The organism is Bradyrhizobium sp. WSM1743 (genome assembly GCF_000473065.1).
In the GTDB taxonomy this organism is placed as follows: Bacteria; Pseudomonadota; Alphaproteobacteria; order Rhizobiales; family Xanthobacteraceae; genus Bradyrhizobium.
In genome coordinates, this window is sequence record NZ_AXAZ01000004.1 from 77458 (window position 1) to 97210 (window position 19753).

Sequence of the window (19753 nt, forward strand, 5' to 3'; positions counted from 1 at the left end):
TAGGCGATCGTGGGGTGGATCCGCTCGGGCGCGATCTCCTAGTGCTGCGTGGCGCCAGCGAGAGGGCGGTCTGGGTGCTCTGGCCTTGCTCGGGCGCATTGAGGTTCAGGAAGGGCCGCCGAGGGGCTTGCCCGCTTGAGCTATTGCTCAGGTGATGGGTATATGATCGAATGCTCGGATGGACCAGAGCCGCCCAAAGCCCGATCTGATCATTTTCGACTGCGACGGCGTGCTCGTCGACAGCGAGCTCCTGAGCTGTCGCTGCCTGTCCGAGGTGCTGGCTGAATTCGGTCTCGTGCTCAGCGAGGAGCAGGCGCTCGAGCTGTTTCTCGGACGCAGCACCAAGGCGATCGAGCAGCACTACCGCGATCTCGGACAGGTCGTGCCGGATGGCTTTCTGTCGCGATTGAAATCGCGCGTGCTGGAGACGTTTGCCGTCTCGCTCGAGCCGATCCCCGGGGTCGAGGCAGTCATCTCTGGGCTGACCGTGCCGTTCTGTGTCGCCTCGTCCAGCGACATCGACCGCGTGTCGCTCTCGCTGGATGTCACCGGCCTCAAGCCGTATTTCGGCGATCGGCTTTATACCGCGCAGATGGTCAGGCGCGCCAAGCCGGCGCCCGATCTCTTTCTCCATGCAGCCGAGAACATGCACACACTGCCTTCACGCACGCTGGTGATCGAGGACAGCGTCAGCGGCGTGCAGGCGGGCAAGGCGGCCGGCATGACCGTTTGGGGATTCGTCGGCGGCGGCCATTATCGCAGCCGCGACGGCCGCGCTATATTGTCCGCCGCCGGGGCCGATCGGGTCTTCGCGCGCATGAGCGATTTCTGGGAGGTGTGAGCCCGCATGGCCGCCGAGAACGACAAGGCGAGACTCGACGACGCCGCGCGCGCCGGGTGGCTCTATTTCATTGCCGGCCACACCCAGGACGAGATCGCGAAGATGCTCCAGGTCTCGCGCGCCTCGGCGCAGCGGCTGGTCTCGCTGTGCCTCGCCGAGCGGCTCATCACCTTCCGGCTCGAGCATCCCATCGCCGCGTGCATGGAACTGGCGGCGCGGCTGAAGGAGCGGTTCGATCTCGTCCATTGCGAGGTGGTTCCGGCCGATCCCGCCGCGCCGCAGGCGGTGGCTGGAATTGCCGAGCGCTGCGCGAATTTGCTCGACTCCACGCTGCGCTCGGAGACGCCGGTCATCGTCGCGCTCGGCACGGGGCGAGCGGTGCGCGCCGCGGTCGAGCGCGTCACGCCGATCGACCGGCCCAACCACCAGATCGTCTCGCTGGTCGGCAACATCTCGGCCGACGGATCGGCGAGCTTCTACGACACCGTCGGCCGGCTCGCCGACCGCACCGGCGCGCGGCACTATCCGATGCCGCTGCCGTTCCTGATGTCGTCGGAGGACGAGCGCAACAGGATGGTGCGCATCGAGCCGATCGCCAAGGTGAAAGCGGTCGCAGCCAAGGCGGATTTGCGCCTCGTCGGCGTCGGCCAGATGGACCAGAAGGCGCAGGTGCACATCGACGGCTTCGTCACCCGCGACGAATTGTTCGAGATGATGCGCCTGGGTGCCATCGGCGAGATCACCGGCTGGGCCTATGACGCGAAAGGCCGCCTGCTCAAGGCCGGAACCAACAAGCGCCTCACCAGCATTCCGCCGGAAGTGCCGGCGAGGACCACGACGATCGGCGCCGCCGTCGGCGCTGCCAAGGTCCCGGCGATCGCGGCCGCGCTGAGCGGCGGCCTGATCAACGGATTGATCACGGACGAGGCGACGGCAAGGGCCATTCTGGAGCGGTAGGCACGCGCTACGCCGCACCGGGACTGCGCTCCTCTCCCGCTTGCGGGAGAGGGTCGGGGAGAGGGTGTCTCCTCGCTGGGACTCCCCAAGAGGATAAAACCCTCACCCGTATCGCATCTTCGATGCGATACGGCCTCTCCCGCAAGCGGGAGAGGTGGAGCATGCCGCGGCGCTTGTTTCCGACAATTGCCGTCATTGCTGCACCCGCCCGATGCGCAATCGCTCCCGCACCGCAGCACTCATAAGTTGCGCAGATACCCACGCGGCTGCTTGACAACGGCCGTCCCTCCGTTGAACATACGCCCAACGCGTGGGCATATGCTCAAAAGCGCGAGTTCCAAGGGAGGTCACCGTGAAACATGTCCTGGGCGCCGTCTGCGGCGCGTCTTGCCTGCTGCTGGCCGTCCCCGCGATGGCCGAAACGACCCTGACCATTGCCACCGTCAACAATGGCGACATGATCCGCATGCAGGGGCTGACGGGTGAGTTCACCAAGAAGAACCCCGACATCACCGTGAAATGGGTGACGCTGGAGGAGAACGTGCTGCGCCAGCGCGTCACCACCGACATCGCCACCAAGGGCGGCCAGTTCGACGTCCTCACCATCGGCACCTATGAGGTGCCGATCTGGGCCAAGAAGGGTTGGCTGGTGCCGCTGGCCAATCTCGGTGCCGACTACGACGTCGCCGACCTCCTGCCCAAGATCAAGGACGCGGTCTCCGCCGACGGCAAGCTCTATGCCGCGCCGTTCTACGGCGAAAGCTCGATGGTGATGTACCGCACCGATCTGTTCGAGAAGGCCGGCCTGAAGATGCCGGAGAAGCCGACCTGGGACTTCGTGATCAACGCCGCCAAGAAGCTCACTGACAAGAGCGGCGGCACCTACGGCATCTGCCTGCGCGGCAAGGCCGGCTGGGGCGAGAACATGGCGTTCCTCTCGGCGATGGCCAATTCCTACGGCGCACGCTGGTTCGACGAGAAGTGGGAGCCTCAGTTCAACACGCCGGAATGGAAGACGACGCTCACCACCTATGTGAACCTCATGAAGGAAGCCGGCCCGCCCGGCGCGAGCTCCAACGGCTTCAACGAGAATCTGGCGCTGTTCAACGCCGGCAAATGTGCGATGTGGATCGACGCCACGGTGGCGGCGTCCTTCGTCACCAACCCCAAGGACTCCAAGGTCGCCGACAAGGTCGGCTTCGCGCTCGCGCCCAACACCGGGCTCGGCAAGAACGCCAACTGGCTGTGGGCATGGAATCTGGCGATCCCCGCCGGGTCGAAGAAGACGGAAGCGGCCGAGAAGTTCATCGCCTGGGCAACCAGCAAGGACTACACCAAGCTGGTGGCGTCGAAGGAGGGCTGGGCCAATGTGCCGCCGGGCACGCGCACCTCGCTCTACCAGAACCCCGACTATTTGAAGGTCGCGCCGTTCGCCAAGCTGACGCTGGCCTCGATCGACGCCGCTGATCCCAACAAGCCGACGGTGAAGCCCGTTCCTTACGTCGGCGTGCAATACGCCGCGATCCCTGAATTCCAGGGCATCGGCACCCAGGTGGGCCAGCAATTCTCCGCGGCGCTTGCGGGCTCAACCACCGTCGATGCGGCGCTTTCCGCCGCGCAAACCGCAACCGAGCGCGAGATGAAGCGCGCCGGCTACATCAAATGAACCCGAGCTCTTCCTCCTGAGCTCAGACTCGCGGCCATCCGCCTATCCCCGGATGGATGGCCGCCTTCTTCCGCGGCAGAGGAGAAGCCAGTGGCAACCCGGCAGACGCAATTCCTTGCACGGTCGCTCCTGACGCCGGCCGTCGGGCTGCTGTTCATCTGGATGATCGTCCCGCTGGCGCTGACGATCTATTTCTCGACGCTGCATTACAGCCTGCTCGATCCCGGCTCGGAATCGTTCGTCGGCCTGGAAAATTTCCGCTACTTCCTCACCGATCCCGCCTTCCTTGCCTCGCTCCAGAATACGCTGGTGCTCGTTGGCTCCGTGCTGGCGCTGACCATCCTGCTCGGCATTCCGCTGGCGCTGTTGATGGACCAACCCGTGATCGGGCGCAATTTCGTGCGGCTGATGGTGATCGCCCCGTTCTTCGTGATGCCGACGGTGAGCGCACTGGTCTGGAAGAACCTGTTGATGCATCCAGTGTCGGGATTGTTCGCCTGGCTCGCTTCGCTGTTCGGCCTGACGCCGATCGATTGGTTCAACGATGTACCGCTGTTTGCGGTGATCCTGATCGTGACCTGGCAATGGCTGCCGTTCGCGACGCTGATCCTGCTCACCGCGCTGCAATCGCTCGACGAGGAGCAGAAGGAGGCCGCCGAGATGGACGGTGCCAGCGCGGTCTCGACCTTCATCTACATCACTCTGCCGCACCTCGCGCGGCCCATCACGGTGGTGATCCTGATCGAGACCATCTTCCTGCTCACGGTGTTCGCCGAGATCTTCGTCACGACTGGCGGCGGACCGGGCCTGCAGACCACCAACATTGCCTTCCTGATCTATTCGCAGGCGCTGATCCAGTTCGACGTCGGCAGTGCGTCGGCGGGCGGCCTCGTCGCTGTGGTGATCGCCAATATCGTCGCCTTCTTCCTGGTCCGCATCGTCGGCCGCAACCTGGAGGCCTGACATGGCACGGATGGCGACGACGCGGCGGGTGGCGATATCGACGGCGACGGCCTGGCTGTTCGGCTTCCTGATCTTCTTCCCGATCCTGTGGATGGGGCTGGCGAGCTTCAAGACCGAGCTCGAGGCATTCGCGGTCCCGCCATCCTTCCTGTTCTTCCACTGGACCACCGAGAACTATGCCACCGTGCAGGAGCGCAGCGACTATCTGCACCACGCGATAAACTCGATCATCATCGCGGGCGGCTCGACGCTGATTGCGCTGTTGATCGCCATTCCCGCGGCCTGGTCGATGGCGTTCTCGCCGACCAAACGCACCAAGGACATCCTGCTCTGGATGCTCTCGACCAAGATGATGCCGCCGGTCGGCGTGCTGGTGCCGATCTACCTGATCTACAAGTCCTTTGGCCTGCTCGATTCCCGCATCGGCCTCGTCTTCATCCTCTGCCTCGGCAACTTGCCGATCGTGATCTGGATGTTGTTCACCTATTTCAAGGAGATCCCGCGCGACATCCTCGAAGCCGCACGCATGGACGGCGCCACGATCGGCCGCGAGCTTGTCTACGTGCTGACGCCGATGGCGATTCCGGGGCTGGCGTCCACGCTGCTGCTCAATCTCATCCTGGCCTGGAACGAGGCGTTCTGGACGCTGAACCTGTCCACCTCGAGCGCTGCGCCGCTGACCACGTTCATCGCCTCCTATTCGAGCCCGGAAGGGCTGTTCTGGGCAAAACTGTCGGCGGCCTCGACGCTGGCGATCGCGCCCATTCTCGTCCTCGGTTGGTTCAGCCAGAAGCAGCTCGTGCGCGGGCTCACCTTCGGCGCGGTGAAGTAGGGGGCTGCGGGACCATGGGTCAGATCACACTTCAGGGCGTGCAGAAATCCTTCGGCCCGGTGCACATCATCAAGGGCGCCGACCTGGATATCGCCGACGGCTCCTTCGTGGTGTTCGTCGGCCCTTCGGGCTGCGGCAAGACCACACTGTTGCGATTGATCGCGGGGCTCGAGGACGTCTCGGGTGGCAAGATCCTGATTGACGGCAAGAACGTCGTCGACACGCCGCCCGCCAAGCGCGGGCTGTCGATGGTGTTCCAGTCCTACGCGCTCTATCCGCACATGAGCGTGCGCGGCAATATCGGCTTTGGCCTGAAGATGGTGGGGCTGCCGAGGGGCGAGATCAACCGCAAGGTCGAGGCGGCCGCCGCGACGCTGAACCTCACGCCCTATCTTGACCGCAAGCCGCGCGAACTCTCCGGCGGCCAGCGCCAGCGCGTCGCGATTGGCCGCGCCATCGTGCGCGAGCCCAAGGCGTTTCTGTTCGACGAGCCACTCTCCAACCTCGATGCGGCGCTGCGCGTGCAGATGCGCATCGAGGTGACGCGGCTGCAGAAGCAGCTCGGCACCACCGCGATCTACGTTACCCACGACCAGGTCGAGGCCATGACCATGGCAGACAAGATCGTCGTGCTCAACGGCGGCAAGATCGAGCAATACGGCTCGCCGCTGGAGCTTTACGAGAGGCCCGCGAATCTCTTCGTCGCCGGCTTCATCGGCTCGCCCAAGATGAATTTCGTCACCGGCGAGCCGGCCTTTCAGAAGGGAGCCGCGACGATCGGCGTGCGGCCGGAGCACCTGAAGATCGAGCGCGACGGCGCCGACGGCTGGCAGGGCACCATTGCGGTGGCCGAGCATCTCGGCAGCGACACCTTCCTTTACGTCGATGCCGGCCGGCTCGGCATGCTCACGGCGCGCTATATCGGCGAATTGAGCCTGCATGCCGGCGACCGCGTGTCGCTGGTGCCGGACCCTGCGCGCATTCACCGCTTCGACGAGAGCGGCAACGCTCTTCGGGGCTGACAAGAAACGGCAAGAAAACGGAAAGACGATCATGTACCTGGAAAAATTCAAGCTGAACGGCAAGACCGCGTTCATCACCGGCGGCGGGCAGGGCATCGGCCTTGGCTGCGCGGAAGCGCTGGCCGAGGCCGGCGCCCGGGTCATCATCGGCGACCGCGACGGCAAGGTCGCCGACAGCGCGAAAGCCAGCCTGAAGGCGAAGGGCTTTGACGTCGAGACCGCGATCATGGATGTCACCGACACAAAGCGCGTGGCGGAGGTGGCAAACGACCTCGTCGCCCGCCACGGCCAGGTCGACATCCTCGTCAACAATGCCGGCATTGCGCGCAGCGAGACGCCGGCGGAGACCGTCACCGACGAGCACTGGCTCAATGTCATCGACGTCAATCTCAACGGCACCTTCTGGTGCTGCCGCGAATTCGGCAAGCACATGCTGAAGGCCAAGAGTGGGTCCATCGTCAATGTCGGCTCGATGTCCGGCTTCATCGTCAACAAGCCGCAGGAGCAGTGCTTCTACAATGCCTCCAAGGCCGCCGTGCATCACCTCACCAAGTCGCTCGCCGCCGAATGGGGCGCGCGCGGCATCCGTGTCAACGCGGTGGCGCCGACCTATATCGAGACGCCGCTCAACGCCTTCGTGAAGAGCAATCCGAAGATGTACGACGCCTGGATCGGTGGAACTCCGATGGCGCGGATGGGGCAGGTGGAGGAGATCGCCTCCGTCGTGCTGTTCCTCTCATCGGAGGCCGCGAGCCTGATGACCGGCAGCATCGTGCTGGTGGATGGCGGCTACACTTGCTGGTAGGCTTGCGTCAAAACCGACGGAAAGCGACCGGGAGCGACAATGCCGCGAGCGTATATCGGCGTCGACGTGGGGACCACGAGCACGCGGGCAGGGGTATTTGACGAGGCGGGCGCGTTGCTTGCGACCGCGCGACATCCGATCAGGATCTGGCACGAAGCTGGCGACATCGTCGAGCAGTCGTCGGTGGACATCTGGGAAGCCTGCGTCAAATCGGTGCGCACGGCGATGGCGGAAGCTGCGATCGAGCCCGATAGCATCGGCGGCATCGGTTTCGACGCCACCTGTTCCCTTGTGGTGCTTGATCCCCGCGGCCAGCCGCTCACCGTCAGCAGTTCCGGCGAGGCACAGCGCAACATCATCGTCTGGATGGACCATCGCGCCACGGCCGAAGCGCGGCTGATCAACGAGACCGAGGATGCCGTGCTGCGCTATGTCGGCGGCTCGATCTCGCCGGAGATGGAGATGCCGAAGCTGTTATGGCTGAAGCGGCATCTGCGCGCGAGTTTTGATGGCGCAGGTCACTTCTTCGATCTTGCGGACTATCTGACCTGGCGCGCCACGGGCGCGCTGCAGCGTTCGACCTGCACCGTCACCTGCAAGTGGAACTATCTGGCGCATGATGGCGGCGGCTGGAGTGCGCCGTTCTTCAAGCGCATCGGCCTGTCCGACTTCGTCAACGAGGCATACGCCCGCATCGGCACCGAGATCGTTGCACCGGGGACGCGGCTCGGCGCAGGTCTCACGCCGGCTGCCGCGGCCGAGCTCGGCCTGACGCCGGGCACCCCGGTCGGCGCCTCCCTGATCGACGCCCATGCCGGCGGCATCGGCGCGATCGGCGGCCGCGACGGATCGGGCGGCGCGAGCGATGTCAGCGACCGTCTCGCCTACATCATGGGAACCTCGGCCTGCATCATGGCAACGACGAAGGAGCCGTGCTTCGTCCCCGGCGTGTGGGGGCCTTATTATTCCGGCATGGTGCCGGAGTTCTGGCTCAATGAAGGCGGCCAGTCCGCCGCAGGCGCTGCGATCGATCATCTGCTCAAGTCGCATCCCGGCCACACTGATGCGAGCGTGGCGGCGCGCAGCGAGGGCCTCGACCTCATCGATTTTCTCGAGCGCCGCATCATCGCCCGCGCCGGCGATGCCAGCCGCGCCGCGCTGCTCGCGCGTGACGTCCATGTGCTGCCCGAATTCATCGGCAACCGCTCGCCCTACGCCGACCCTGATACGCGCGCGGTGATAGCCGGACTCGATCTCGATACCGACATCGCCTCGATGGAGCGGCTGTTCGTCGCCGGCCTATGCGGTCTCGCCTATGGGCTTGCCGAGGTGATCGAGGCTTTTGCCGCGCATGGGGTTCGTTCCAGCCTCATGATCATGGGGGGCGGTGCCAGCCGCAGCCCGCTGGTGCGGCAGATCATGGCCGACACCACGGGCCTCACCGTCGCCCTGCCGCAGACGAAAGAGCCTGTGCTCTTGGGCGCCGCCATGCTAGGCGCCGTCGCCGGCGGCGCCTACGCCTCGATCGGCGAGACCATGGCCAAGATGTCGGCGCTCGGGCGCAAGAGCGAGCCGACCGCCCCCGACATGGCCGCCTTTCACACGCGCAAACGTGGGGTCTACAAGCTGCTGCGCGAGGTCGATCGCGGCAGCCGTGCCGCGATGGCTGACATCGCCAGAGGTTGAAGGACATGCTGATTGCTTGCGGAGATGCGCTGATCGATTTAGTGCCGACGCGAAACATTGAGGGGCGCGAGGCGGTGATGCCCGCGGTCGGCGGCTCGTGCCTGAACGTCGCGATCGGCATGGCGCGGCTGGGCGCGCCGACCGGTTTCGTCGGCGGCATCTCGACCGACCTGTTCGGGCGGATGATCGCAGACCACGCAATCGCCTCGAACGTCGCGCTCGACCTTGCCACCCGCAGCGACCACCAGACCACGCTCGCTTTTGTCCGCATCATCGCAGGCGAGTCGCACTACGCGTTCTACGATGCCGAGACCGCGACGCGGAGCTGGACTTACCGGCGCGGGTCCATTCCCTTTGATACGGTCGAGGCCGTCCATATCGGCTCGACCACGCTGGTCAACGACCAGGGTGCTGCGGAGACCAAAGCCCTGATCGCAGACGCGCGCGCCTCCTCGACGATCTCCTTCGATCCGAACTGCCGCCCCAACCTCGTCAAGGACAAGCTGGCCTATCTCGCCCGCATGGCGGAGTTCGCTGGACACGCCGATCTCATCAAGATGTCGGACGTCGATTTCGCCTATCTCTTCGGCGAGGAGCCCTATCAGCAGCGCGCGAGCACATTGCTGGGGCAGGGCACGAGCCTCGTCGTCATCACCCGCGGCAACAATGGCGCGATCGCCTGGCATGCGGCCGCAGGGCAGATCGAGATCGCCGCGCCCAAGATCGAGGTCGCCGACTCCATCGGCGCCGGCGACAGCTTTCAGGCCGCGCTGCTGTTCGCTCTGCACAAGCAGGGACGCATCGCTCGGCAGCAACTCGCGGACATCAGCACTGAGGAGCTTCGCCGCGCGCTGTCCTTTGCCGCCAATTGCGCCGGGCTGACCTGCACCCGTCCGGGCGCCGATCCGCCCTGGAGCCACGAGGTCACCTGGAGCTGATAGCCCGCTTTCCTCTTCCTTCTTTCCCTTGTGGGAGAAGGTGGCGCGAAGCGCCGGAGGAGGGGTTTGTCTCCGCGTACCCGGCTAGCAGTGTCACGCGCGGATAGAACACCTCACCCGTCTCGCCGCTTCGCGGCGATCCACCCTGTCCCGCAAGGGGAGAGGGGAAGGCCTCACGTCACATCCGCGCGACGGCCTTCTCGGCGCATTTGATGAAGGTTCCGATCAGCGGGCTCTGGGAATCCCTCCGCCAGCAGACCGCGATGTCGAGGGAGTCGGTGGCATCGCGCAGCGGCCTGAACACGATGCCGCGCGGCGCGCCGAGCTGCGCGCAGGCGGGCAGGATGGCAAAACCTTCACCGGCCAGAACCAGGCTCATCGCCGAATGCACCGTCTCCACCCGGCTCGCGATCGGCATCACCACCTGGTGCCGACGCAGCAGGGGGACCACGGCGGACGATGCGGGACCATGGTCGGGATGCGGCAGAGCGATCAGCGGACGGCCGTGCAACCGGGCCATCGGCACGGAGCCCAGGCGGGCGAGCGGCGAACTGGCCGGCATAGCCAGCATGAAGAGCTGCGCGCCGATCGGTGCCACCTGGATCTCGGGATGATTGATTGCAGGCATGCACAGCGCGACCGTGACGCTGCGGTCAAGCACCCGGGCCTCGCGCGTCGAAGCGCTGAGCTCGGCGAAGCTGAGGTCGACGCCGGGAACCGCGCGGCGCAGTTCGGGGATGAGCTGCGGCAGCATCGCATTCGCCAGCACGAACATGTAACCCACCGACAGGCGGCCGCGCCTTCCCGAAGCAACCGCGCGCGCGGCTTCGGCGCCGTCGGCCGCAAGGGCGAGCGCTTCGCTGGCGCGCGCCAGCAACGCCTGCCCCGCTTCGGTCAGATCCATGCCACGGGTGCCGCGGCGGAACAGCGGCGCGCCGATCTCTGCCTCGAGCTTGCGGATCTGGACCGAGAGCGGGGGCTGCGCCATCCGGAGCCGCTCGGCGGCCTTGCCGATGCTGCGCGCCTCGGCGACGGCGACGAAATAGCGGAGCCGGCGAAGATCCATTGGCATACAGAGAGCGTATGGGTTGGCGATCAAAATCGTATTGGACGGCGAGTTAACAAAACTGTCATTCTCGCTGTCAATGTCTTCGGGCCAATGGCCGCCCGCTTCGGAGCATGATGTGACGATGAACGGCGATCCCTGTCTCTTGTCCGCAACCGAGCTGCGCGGTCTCATCGCCGGAAAGCGAATTTCGCCAGTCGAGCTCACCCGCGCCGTGCTTGCCCGCGCCGAGGCGCTCCAACCCCAATTGAACTGCTTCATCACTCTGTGCGGTGATGAGGCGATCGCAGCGGCGCGCGAAGCCGAGCGCAAGGTGATGGCCGGCGAACCGCTCGGCCTGCTGCATGGCATCCCCATCACCGTCAAGGACATCGTCAATACCAAGGGCGTGAAGACCACTTTCGGCGCCGTTCCCTTCAAGGACAACGTGCCGACCGAGGATGCAGTGGCCGTTGCGCGGCTGCGCGCGGAAGGTGCGATCCTGATCGGCAAGACGACCACGCCCGAGTTCGGCAGCAAGTGCCTCACCGATTCACCTTTGTTCGGTCGTACCCGCAATGCGTGGGACGCCTGCCGCTCCTCCGGCGGCTCCAGCGGCGGCGCGGCGGTGGCGGTGGCAAGCGGCATCGCGCCGCTGGCCATCGCGACCGACGGCGGCGGTTCGACGCGAATTCCGGCGGCCTGCAACGGCGTGGTCGGGCTGAAGCAGAGCAACGGCGTGATCCCGCACAGCCAGGCGCTGGATGTGTTCGGCAATCAGACCTATGTCACGCCGACCACGCGCACGGTGGCCGATACCGCGCTGATGATGCAGGCGATGGCGGGAGAGGATCCTTGCGATCCCTGGTCGATCGGCGTGCCCGTGCCCGACTTCGTTGGCACTGCCGCCCCGCGCGGCGACCTGCGCGGCTTGAGGATCCTGTATTGCCTGACCCCGCCGGGCCGTCCGGTCTCCGCGGAAGTCGCCGCCAATTTCAAGGCGAGTCTCGACCGGCTGGCCGGGCTCGGCGCCGAGCTCGAGGAATTCTCCGGCGATGGTTTCGATATCGAGCCGATCTGGCGCGCCATCAACCACACGGTCTGGCGCACGCGCTTCGCAAAGCTCGCGGCCGAGCACAAGGACGAGCTGAGCGAGGCCTTCCTCAAGCAGCTCGCGCTCGCGACCGAGGTCAGCGGCGTCGACTATCAGGAGGCGATGTTCGCGCGCACCGCGCTGTTCCGCCGCGTGCAATCGCTGCTTGCGCGCGGACACTTTCTGGCGATGCCAACGCTCACGCGCACCGCGCTGCCGATCAAGCAGGACCTCTTCGGCAGCATCGAGATCGATGGTCGGCACTACGACAGCGTCCGGCCACACTGGTTCCCCTGGACCATGCCGTTCAACATGACCGGCCATCCCGCGATCAGCCTTCCCTCAGGCTTCACCCGCGACGGCCTGCCGATCGGGCTTCAGCTCGTCGGCCGCTTCCGGGCGGACGCAGAATTGCTGCGCGTGAGCGCACTGTTCGAGGCGTCAAGCGATCTTCTGTCCCGCTGGCCGGCTTGAGGAGATCGGCGTGCAGAACAGGGCTTGTATGCAAAGGACTTGCCTCCGGCGTCCAGACATGTTGATCGTGCCGCGGGTGAGCCCTGAAGCCGAGCACGCATGAGCGTCTTTGTCCTCCGACGTCTGTTGACCTTGCTGGCGACGCTGGTCGGCGCGTCGCTGATCATCTTCCTGGTGCTCGATGCTCTTCCCGGCAATGCCGCGCAGATGTTGATGGGCGCCGACGCCTCGCCGGACGCGGTCCGCGCGCTCACCGTCAAGCTCGGGCTCGACCAGCCGCTGGCCGTTCGCTACCTGCAATGGATCAAGGGCTTCGCCGTCGGCGATCTCGGCAACTCCTATGTCTACGGCACCCCGGTCGTCAGCCTGATCGCGGAGCGGCTGGTGCTGACCATTCCGCTCGCGATCATGGCGATGACGATCACGGTGACGCTGGCGCTCTCGGCCGGTATCTACACCGCCGCCAATCACAACAAGCTCGGCGATGTCGGTGTGATGTCGCTGACCCAGGTCGGCATTGCGTTGCCGAACTTCTGGTTCGCGATCCTCCTGGTGCTGCTGTTCGCGGTGCGGCTGCAATGGCTCTCGGCAGGCGGCTTTGCCGGCTGGGAGGACGGCATCTGGCCCGGCCTCAAGTCGCTGCTGCTACCGGCGATCTCGCTTGCGGTGGTGCAGGCCGCGATCCTCGCGCGCGTGACACGATCGGCCGTGCTCGAAGTGCTGCGCGAAGACTTCGTCCGCACCGCACGCGCAAAAGGCCTCGGCAAGCGCGAGGTGCTGTGGCGCCACGTGCTGCGCAACGCCATGATTCCCGTGATGACGGTGATGGGGCTGCAATTCGCCAATCTGCTCGCCGGCACCATCGTGATCGAGAACGTGTTCTACCTGCCCGGCCTCGGCCGGCTGATCTTCCAGTCGATCGCCAACCGCGACCTCATCGTGGTGCGCAACTGCGTGATGCTGCTCGCTGCCATGGTCGTCATCGTCAACTTCGTGGTCGATGTCCTCTACGCCTTCATCGATCCCCGTATCAAGGTTCATAACCTGTGAGTGATCCGCTCGCCGCCGCAGTTGGATTGCCGACAGCCGCCGCGCCGGCGCGCCCCGCCACGGGCTTTTGGCGGAGGGCGCTGCGGCATCGCAGCTTCGTGCTCGGTGGCGTGTTGGTGCTTGCGGTGATCGGTTCTGCGCTGCTCTCCCTGGTCTGGACACCCTGGTCGCCCTACGAGATCGACATCGCCGCAAAGCTCAAGCCGCCGTCGGGATCGCACTGGCTCGGCACCGATTCCTTCGGCCGCGACATCGTCTCGCTGCTGCTTGCGGGGGCCCGCGCCACCATCATGGTCGGTGTCATCGCCGTGAGCATCGGTCTCACCTTCGGCGTCACGCTGGGCCTGATCGCCTCGGCCCGGCGCGGCTGGACGGAGGAGATCATCATGCGCTTTTCCGACTTCACCTTCGCCTTTCCGGCGGTGCTCTCCGCGATCATGCTGGCGGCGGCGGTGGGGCCGGGCATGGTGACCTCGATCGTCGCGATCGGCATCTTCCAGATCCCGACGTTGACGCGGTTGACGCGCGGCTCGGCCAACGCGATCTGGGCGCGCGAATTCGTGCTGGCCGCGCGCGCCTCGGGGAAAGGAAAATTCCGCATCACCATCGAGCACGTGCTGCCCAACATCCTGTCGATCCTGATCGTGCAGGTGACCATCCAGTTCGCGCTCGCCATCCTCGCCGAAGCGGCGCTGTCCTATCTCGGCCTTGGCACGCAGCCGCCGCAGCCGTCCTGGGGCCGCATGCTGAACGATGCGCAGACGCTGCTGTTCCAGTCGCCGATGCTCGCGGTCTATCCGGGCGCGGCGATTGCCGTCGCGGTGCTCGGCCTCAATCTCCTCGGCGACGGATTGCGCGACCTGCTCGATCCCAGACTGGCGCGGGAGCGATGATGATGGCCGAGCACTCCAACATGATGCTGATCGAAGTCGAAAATCTCGGCGTCCGCCTCAACACCAGCCGCGGGCCGGCGCAGGCGGTGCGCGGTGTCAGCTTCTCGCTCAAGCGCGGCGAGACGCTCGGGCTCGTCGGCGAATCCGGCTGCGGCAAGTCGGTCACGGCGTTGTCGTTGATGGGGCTGCTGCCGGACAGCGCGGCCGTGACCGGCAGCATCAAGCTGGATGGCGATGAGCTCGTCGGACTTTCGGATGCCGATTATTGCCGTCTGCGCGGCAACCGCGTCAGCATGATCTTCCAGGAGCCGATGACCGCGCTCAATCCGATGCACACGATCGGCAACCAGGTCGCCGAGCCGCTGCGCCGTCACAAGAAATATTCGGCGGCGCGGGCGCGCAAGGAGGCGGTCGCCTTGCTCGACCGCGTCGGGCTGCCCGATGCTATCCGGCGCGTCGACGCCTATCCGCACCAGTTCTCCGGCGGCCAGCGCCAGCGCATCACCATCGCGATGGCGCTCGCCTGCGAACCGGACCTCTTGATCGCGGACGAGCCGACCACCGCGCTCGACGTCACCATCCAGGGCCAGATCCTCGACCTGATCGCTGACCTCGTCGAGGAGCGCAGCATGTCGATGATCCTGATCTCGCACGATCTCGGCGTCATCGCCGAGAACGTGCAGCGCATGATGGTGATGTATGGCGGCACCGTCGTAGAGAGCGGGCCGACCGACGAGGTGTTCCGCCGCATGGGCCATCCCTACACGCAGGGCCTGTTCCGCGCGCGGCCGAAGCTCGGCGCGCGCAAGGGGACGCGGCTGAAGACGATCTCGGGCACGGTGCCGGAGCTTGCCGATCTGCCGTCCGGCTGCACCTTCTCCGATCGATGTCCGCTCGTGATCGATGCCTGCCGCGCCGCGCTGCCGCCGATGGTGGATGTCGGCCCTGGCCACTTCGTGCGCTGCATCCGAACGGATGTCTCTATGGCTGAGCATGTCGGAGCGCTGTCCGCATGAGCACCGCGCCGCTTCTCGATGTGAAGGATCTCGAGCAGCGCTACACGCTGCCGCGCGAGAGCCTGTTTCGGCCGCCCGGCCAGGTGCGCGCGCTCAACGGCGTCAGCGTGCAGGTCCAGGCCGGCAAGAGCCTCGGCATCGTCGGCGAGTCCGGCTCCGGCAAGTCGACCTTCGCGCGCGTCGTGATGGCGCTGGAGCGGCCGACCTCGGGGCAGGTCGCGCTGCTTGGCCGCGATCTCAACCGCCTCCCGGCCGACGAGCTGCGCCGAGCGCGGCGCGATTTCCAGATGGTGTTCCAGGATCCCTACGGCTCGCTCGATCCGCGCCAGACCATCGCGCGGATCGTCGCCGAGCCGCTGACCGTGCTGGAGGGAGCCGATCGCACCACGTTCCGCGAACGCGTCGCCGCGGTGCTGCGGCAGGTGGGTTTGCGCGATGCCGACATGGACAAGTATCCGCACGAATTCTCCGGAGGCCAGCGCCAGCGCATCGCCATTGCGCGTGCGCTGATCACCCAGCCGAAGCTGATCGTCGCCGATGAGCCGGTCTCCGCGCTCGACGTCTCCGTGCAGGCGCAGGTGCTGAACCTGATGCAGGACCTCCAGGAGCAGTTTGGCCTCAGCTACATCCTGATCAGCCACGACCTCGCCGTCGTCGACTATCTCTGCGACGAGGTCGCCGTGATGTATCTCGGCCGCATCGTCGAGCAGGGGCGCCCCGAAGATCTGTTCGAGCATTGCGCCCATCCCTATACGCGGGCGCTCCTGGATGCCGTGCCGCGGGCGCGCGCAGGCGGCGGCCGGCGGCGGCGCGGGGCCCAGGCGATCGCCTCGCAATCGGCGGCGGCGACCGGATGCCCCTATGCCGCGCGCTGCGCCCTTGCCGACCAGCATTGCCGCGAGGTGCCGCCTGAGTTACGCAAGATGGGTGAGGGGCACCTTGCCGCCTGCCACAAGGCGGAAGCCGTGATGGCATTGCCGCAGGCGGCCATGGAAGGTTAGTGTCCGGACCAGGATTGGCGTAGGCTGAAGACAACAGCAGGCTGGGGAGTTGCACATGTTGAGGAAACTATCGATCGTCGCATTTGCCGCTGCGCTCGTCGCGGCGCCTTTGCCGGTGCTGGCGCAGAGCAAGAAGGACAGCGTCGTCATGGCGATGGCGCTGGAGCCGCCGGGCCTCGATCCCACCAATGCCGCCGCCGCCGCGATCGCCGAGGTCACGCTCTACAACATCTATGAGACCCTGACCAAGATCAACGAGGACGGCTCCGTGTCGCCGCTGCTGGCCGAGAGCTGGACCGCTTCGCCCGATTTGAAGACCTATACGTTCAAGCTGCGCAAGGGCGTCAAATTCCAGAACGGCGAGCCGTTCAATTCCGCGGCGGTGAAGTTCTCCTTCGAGCGCAACGCGGCACCGACCAGCACCAACAAGGATAAGAGCCTCTACCAGGCCTTCGAGAAGGTCGACGCACCGGATGCCGACACGATCGTGATCACGGTGAAATATTCCGAGCCGAACCTGCCGTTCCTGCTCGGGCAGGCGGGCGGCTCGATCGTCGAGCCGAAGAGCGCAGCCACCAACGTGACGCAACCGGTCGGCACCGGGCCGTATCAGCTTGGCGCCTGGGCCAAGGGCTCCTCGATCACGCTGACCAAATGGGCCGACTACCGCAACGCCTCCGCGATCAAGCTGTCCAAGGTGACGATCCGCTTCATCTCCGATCCGGCGGCGCAGGTGGCGGCGCTGCTGTCGGGTGACGTCGATGCATTCCCGCGCGTCGCCGCGGCGCGCGCCTTGGCTCAGTTCAAGGCCGATCCGCGCTTCACCGTGCTGGTCGGCGGCTCCAGGGCCAAGACCATCGTCGCGATCAACCACCGCAAGAAGCCGCTGGACGACGTCCGCGTCCGCCGAGCCATCCTTGCCGCGATCGACCGCAAGGCCATGATCGACGGCGCCGTCGACGGCTTCGGTACGCCGATCGGCAGCTTATACGTGCCTGGCGCGCTCGGCTATGTCGACACCACGGGCATCAACCCCTACGACCCTGAAAAGGCCAAGAAGCTGCTCACTGAAGCCGGCATCACCACGCCGCTCGAATTGTCGCTGAAGCTGCCGCCGCCGTCCTACGCGCGGCAGGGCGGCGAGATCGCTGCAGCCCAGCTCGCCAAGGTCGGCATCGTCGCCAAGATCGAGAACGTCGAATGGGCGCAGTGGCTGTCGCAGGTGTTCGCCGGCAACGGTCCGCACAATTTCGATCTGACCATCGTCAGCCATGTTGAGCCGTTCGACCTCGTCAAGATCACCGAGCCCGACTACTATCTCGGTTACAACAACGAGAAGTTCAACGCGCTCTACAAGCAGATCGTCTCGACGCCGGACGAGGCCGCCCGCGCAAAGCTGCTCGGCGACGCCCAGCGCATGCTCGCGACCGATGCCGTCTCCGCCTACCTGTACCAGCCGCAGCTCATCACCATCACCAACAAGAAGCTGAAGGGCGTCTGGAAGGACGTCCCGCAATACGAGAACGATTTCTCGACGTGGCATTGGGAGTAGGGCGGCGTCCGTTGCTGTGCCCTCTCCGCTTGCGGGAGAGGGCACTCCAAACAAAAAAGAAAAAACAACCCCATGCACAGTAGCCGGGCGTAGTCATTTCAATGGCTTGCGGGTTGCGCGTTTGCTGGTCGACGCGATGCGCCGAGCCGTTGACCCGTCGGGCAAAACACTGGCATGATGCCATCGTCGCGGTCTCGTGGTCAGGGACGCGCCGTCAGGCGAGGCAGCCGTGCAGAAGCCATCCCGCCGCGATGCCGGCGCCGCCGCCGCCGCCGCCATCGCCGAGGCGCCGATCTCCCTAGAGCTCGATCATGCGTCGATGAGCGATATCGCTCATGCGTTGGCCAGTGGGCATGTCACTGCCACAGCGCTGGTCAAAGCCTATCTCGCGCGCATTGAGGCCTACGACCGCGATGGGCCCAAGCTCAACTCGGTACGCGCGCTCAATCCCGATGCACTCGCGATCGCGGGCAGGCTCGACGGCATGAAGCCGTCGGCCAGGCGGCCGCTAGCCGGCGTGCCCATTCTGCTCAAGGACAATATCGCGACCGGCGACAAGCAGCCGACGACGGCGGGCTCGCTGGCGCTGGAAGGCGCGCACGCCAGGGACGATGCTACGCTCGTCAAGCTGCTGCGCGAGGCCGGCGCGGTGGTGCTGGGCAAGGCGAACCTGACGGAGTTCGCCAACATCATCGCGATCGACATGCCCTCGGGCTACTCATCGCTGCGCGGCCAGGTCAAGAATCCCTACGTGCCGGCGCTGGCCGACGGTCACGGCATCCCGCTCGTGGACCCCGGCGGCTCAAGCTCGGGTTCGGCTGTCGCCGTGGCGGCTGGCCTGTGCGCGGCCTCCATCGGCACCGAGACCTCGGGCTCGCTGCTGCATCCGGCCAGCCGGAATGGCCTCGTCACCGTGAAGCCCACCGTCGGGCTGATCAGCCGAGCCGGCATCGTGCCGATCTCGCACAGCCAGGACACCGCGGGACCGATGACGCGGACCGTGCGCGACGCGGCGCTGCTGCTCAACGTACTCGCTGCGAAGGATCCGCTCGATCACGCGACGCAGAAGCAGCGGCGGCCGGCCGATTACACCGCCGGCCTCGCCACCGACGCGATGAAGGGTGCGCGCATCGGCGTGCCGAGCGACCCCGCCGATCCGCTGAACGATTGCTTCTACGGCAAGTTGCCACTCGACGGGGCCAGGCTGATGGCCGATGCGATCAAGGTGCTGGAGGATCTCGGCGCCACCATCGTGCGCGCCAGCATGCCGCCAGCCGGCTGGATGAACGGACCCGGCACCACTATGGCCGTGCTCAACCGCAATCCGCTGAGCGCGAATAAGGGCAATCCGACTCCGCAGCGGATCGTCTTCCTCTACGAGCTGAAGCATGACCTCAACCTCTATCTGAAGGATTGGGCTACCGACACCGACATCAGGACCATCGGCGATGTCGTCGCCTTCAACGCCGCCAATGCCGAAAGGGCGCTGCGTTTCGGCCAGGACCTGTTCCTCGCCGCCAACGCGACCAGGGGTGACCTCAGCGAGCGCGAGTACAAGTCGGCGCGCGCGATGGACCTGCTCACCGCCAGGACCCGGGGCATGGACGCCTATATGAACCAGTACAAGCTGGACGCGATCCTGTTCCCCGGCGCCACCGGTGCCGCCATCGCCGCCAGGGCAGGCTATCCCAGCGTCATGGTGCCTGGCGGCTTCGTGTCGGGCGCCGGTGGCAAGGACACACCCGACTATCCGTTCGGCGTCGCCTTCGCAGGCCGCGCCTGGAGCGAGCACAAGCTGCTGCGCCTGGCCTACGCCTATGAGCAGGCCTCCAATATGCGCAAGCCGCCGCCCGGCTTGCCGGCGCTTTAGCCTTCACAGCTCGCGCGTTTGTCTGCGAGCAAGTGCTCGGGCGCGCATA

17 protein-coding genes are annotated in these 19753 nt (G+C 65.9%); 16 read left to right on the forward strand and 1 reads right to left on the reverse strand.

Translation table 11 applies throughout. The annotated features are described in order from the left end of the window. Nucleotides 1–178 precede the first annotated feature (178 nt). The 9 genes from YU9_RS0105415 (at nucleotide 179) to YU9_RS0105455 (ending at nucleotide 9710) form a co-directional block, all read left to right on the forward strand. On the forward strand, nucleotides 179–841 hold the full coding sequence (locus tag YU9_RS0105415; RefSeq protein ID WP_027571858.1) for an HAD family hydrolase: 663 nt from the start codon (nucleotides 179–181) through the stop codon (nucleotides 839–841). A 6-nt stretch (nucleotides 842–847) separates the two neighbouring features. Further along, entirely contained in the window at nucleotides 848–1798 is a 951-nt protein-coding gene (locus tag YU9_RS0105420; RefSeq protein WP_027571859.1) for a sugar-binding transcriptional regulator, read from the forward strand. 352 nt (nucleotides 1799–2150) lie between these two features. Then, on the forward strand, nucleotides 2151–3464 hold the full coding sequence (locus YU9_RS0105425; protein WP_027571860.1) for a sugar ABC transporter substrate-binding protein: 1314 nt from the start codon (nucleotides 2151–2153) through the stop codon (nucleotides 3462–3464). Nucleotides 3465–3554: 90 nt separating this feature from the next. Continuing rightward, nucleotides 3555–4427 (forward strand): carbohydrate ABC transporter permease, encoded by an 873-nt coding sequence (locus tag YU9_RS0105430; protein ID WP_027571861.1) that lies wholly within the window; start codon nucleotides 3555–3557, stop codon nucleotides 4425–4427. Between the two features lies 1 nt (nucleotide 4428). Then, a complete protein-coding gene (locus tag YU9_RS0105435) occupies nucleotides 4429–5259 on the forward strand; it encodes a carbohydrate ABC transporter permease (RefSeq protein ID WP_027571862.1) in 831 nt (276 codons plus the stop codon). 14 nt (nucleotides 5260–5273) lie between these two features. Further along, the gene (locus YU9_RS0105440) at nucleotides 5274–6281 is read left to right on the forward strand and encodes an ABC transporter ATP-binding protein (protein ID WP_027571863.1); all 1008 of its coding nucleotides are present in this window, start codon (nucleotides 5274–5276) and stop codon (nucleotides 6279–6281) included. Nucleotides 6282–6312: 31 nt separating this feature from the next. Then, nucleotides 6313–7086, forward strand: coding sequence for an SDR family NAD(P)-dependent oxidoreductase (locus tag YU9_RS0105445; protein WP_027571864.1), 774 nt, complete (start codon nucleotides 6313–6315; stop codon nucleotides 7084–7086). A 39-nt stretch (nucleotides 7087–7125) separates the two neighbouring features. Next, nucleotides 7126–8772, forward strand: a complete 1647-nt coding sequence (locus tag YU9_RS0105450; RefSeq protein WP_027571865.1) for an FGGY-family carbohydrate kinase — start codon at nucleotides 7126–7128, stop codon at nucleotides 8770–8772. 5 nt (nucleotides 8773–8777) lie between these two features. After that, nucleotides 8778–9710, forward strand: a complete 933-nt coding sequence (locus YU9_RS0105455; protein ID WP_027571866.1) for a carbohydrate kinase — start codon at nucleotides 8778–8780, stop codon at nucleotides 9708–9710. Nucleotides 9711–9888: 178 nt separating this feature from the next. Here the strand turns inward: YU9_RS0105455 and YU9_RS0105460 are convergent, their stop codons facing one another. Next, complete coding sequence (locus tag YU9_RS0105460) at nucleotides 9889–10776, reverse strand: LysR family transcriptional regulator (RefSeq protein WP_027571867.1); 888 nt, start codon at nucleotides 10774–10776, stop codon at nucleotides 9889–9891. A gap of 124 nt (nucleotides 10777–10900) precedes the next feature. Here YU9_RS0105460 and YU9_RS0105465 point away from each other — a divergent pair, with 124 nt between their 5' ends. From YU9_RS0105465 to YU9_RS0105495, 7 genes are all read left to right on the forward strand, one after another. Beyond that, on the forward strand, nucleotides 10901–12322 hold the full coding sequence (locus tag YU9_RS0105465; RefSeq protein WP_027571868.1) for an amidase: 1422 nt from the start codon (nucleotides 10901–10903) through the stop codon (nucleotides 12320–12322). 99 nt (nucleotides 12323–12421) lie between these two features. Continuing rightward, nucleotides 12422–13372 (forward strand): ABC transporter permease, encoded by a 951-nt coding sequence (locus tag YU9_RS0105470; RefSeq protein ID WP_027571869.1) that lies wholly within the window; start codon nucleotides 12422–12424, stop codon nucleotides 13370–13372. Then, complete coding sequence (locus YU9_RS0105475) at nucleotides 13369–14265, forward strand: ABC transporter permease (RefSeq protein ID WP_027571870.1); 897 nt, start codon at nucleotides 13369–13371, stop codon at nucleotides 14263–14265. The genes YU9_RS0105470 and YU9_RS0105475 overlap by 4 nt, the downstream gene beginning before the upstream one ends. A gap of 2 nt (nucleotides 14266–14267) precedes the next feature. Beyond that, nucleotides 14268–15281, forward strand: a complete 1014-nt coding sequence (locus YU9_RS0105480; RefSeq protein WP_027571871.1) for an ABC transporter ATP-binding protein — start codon at nucleotides 14268–14270, stop codon at nucleotides 15279–15281. Then, nucleotides 15278–16282 carry an ABC transporter ATP-binding protein gene (locus tag YU9_RS0105485; RefSeq protein ID WP_027571872.1) on the forward strand — a complete coding sequence of 335 codons (1005 nt, stop codon included), beginning with the start codon at nucleotides 15278–15280 and terminating at the stop codon, nucleotides 16280–16282. The genes YU9_RS0105480 and YU9_RS0105485 overlap by 4 nt, the downstream gene beginning before the upstream one ends. A gap of 55 nt (nucleotides 16283–16337) precedes the next feature. After that, nucleotides 16338–17834: an ABC transporter substrate-binding protein gene (locus YU9_RS0105490; RefSeq protein ID WP_027571873.1), complete on the forward strand. Its 1497-nt coding sequence runs from the start codon at nucleotides 16338–16340 to the stop codon at nucleotides 17832–17834. A 229-nt stretch (nucleotides 17835–18063) separates the two neighbouring features. Further along, entirely contained in the window at nucleotides 18064–19704 is a 1641-nt protein-coding gene (locus YU9_RS0105495; protein ID WP_027571874.1) for an amidase family protein, read from the forward strand. The last annotated feature ends 49 nt before the right edge of the window (nucleotides 19705–19753 follow it).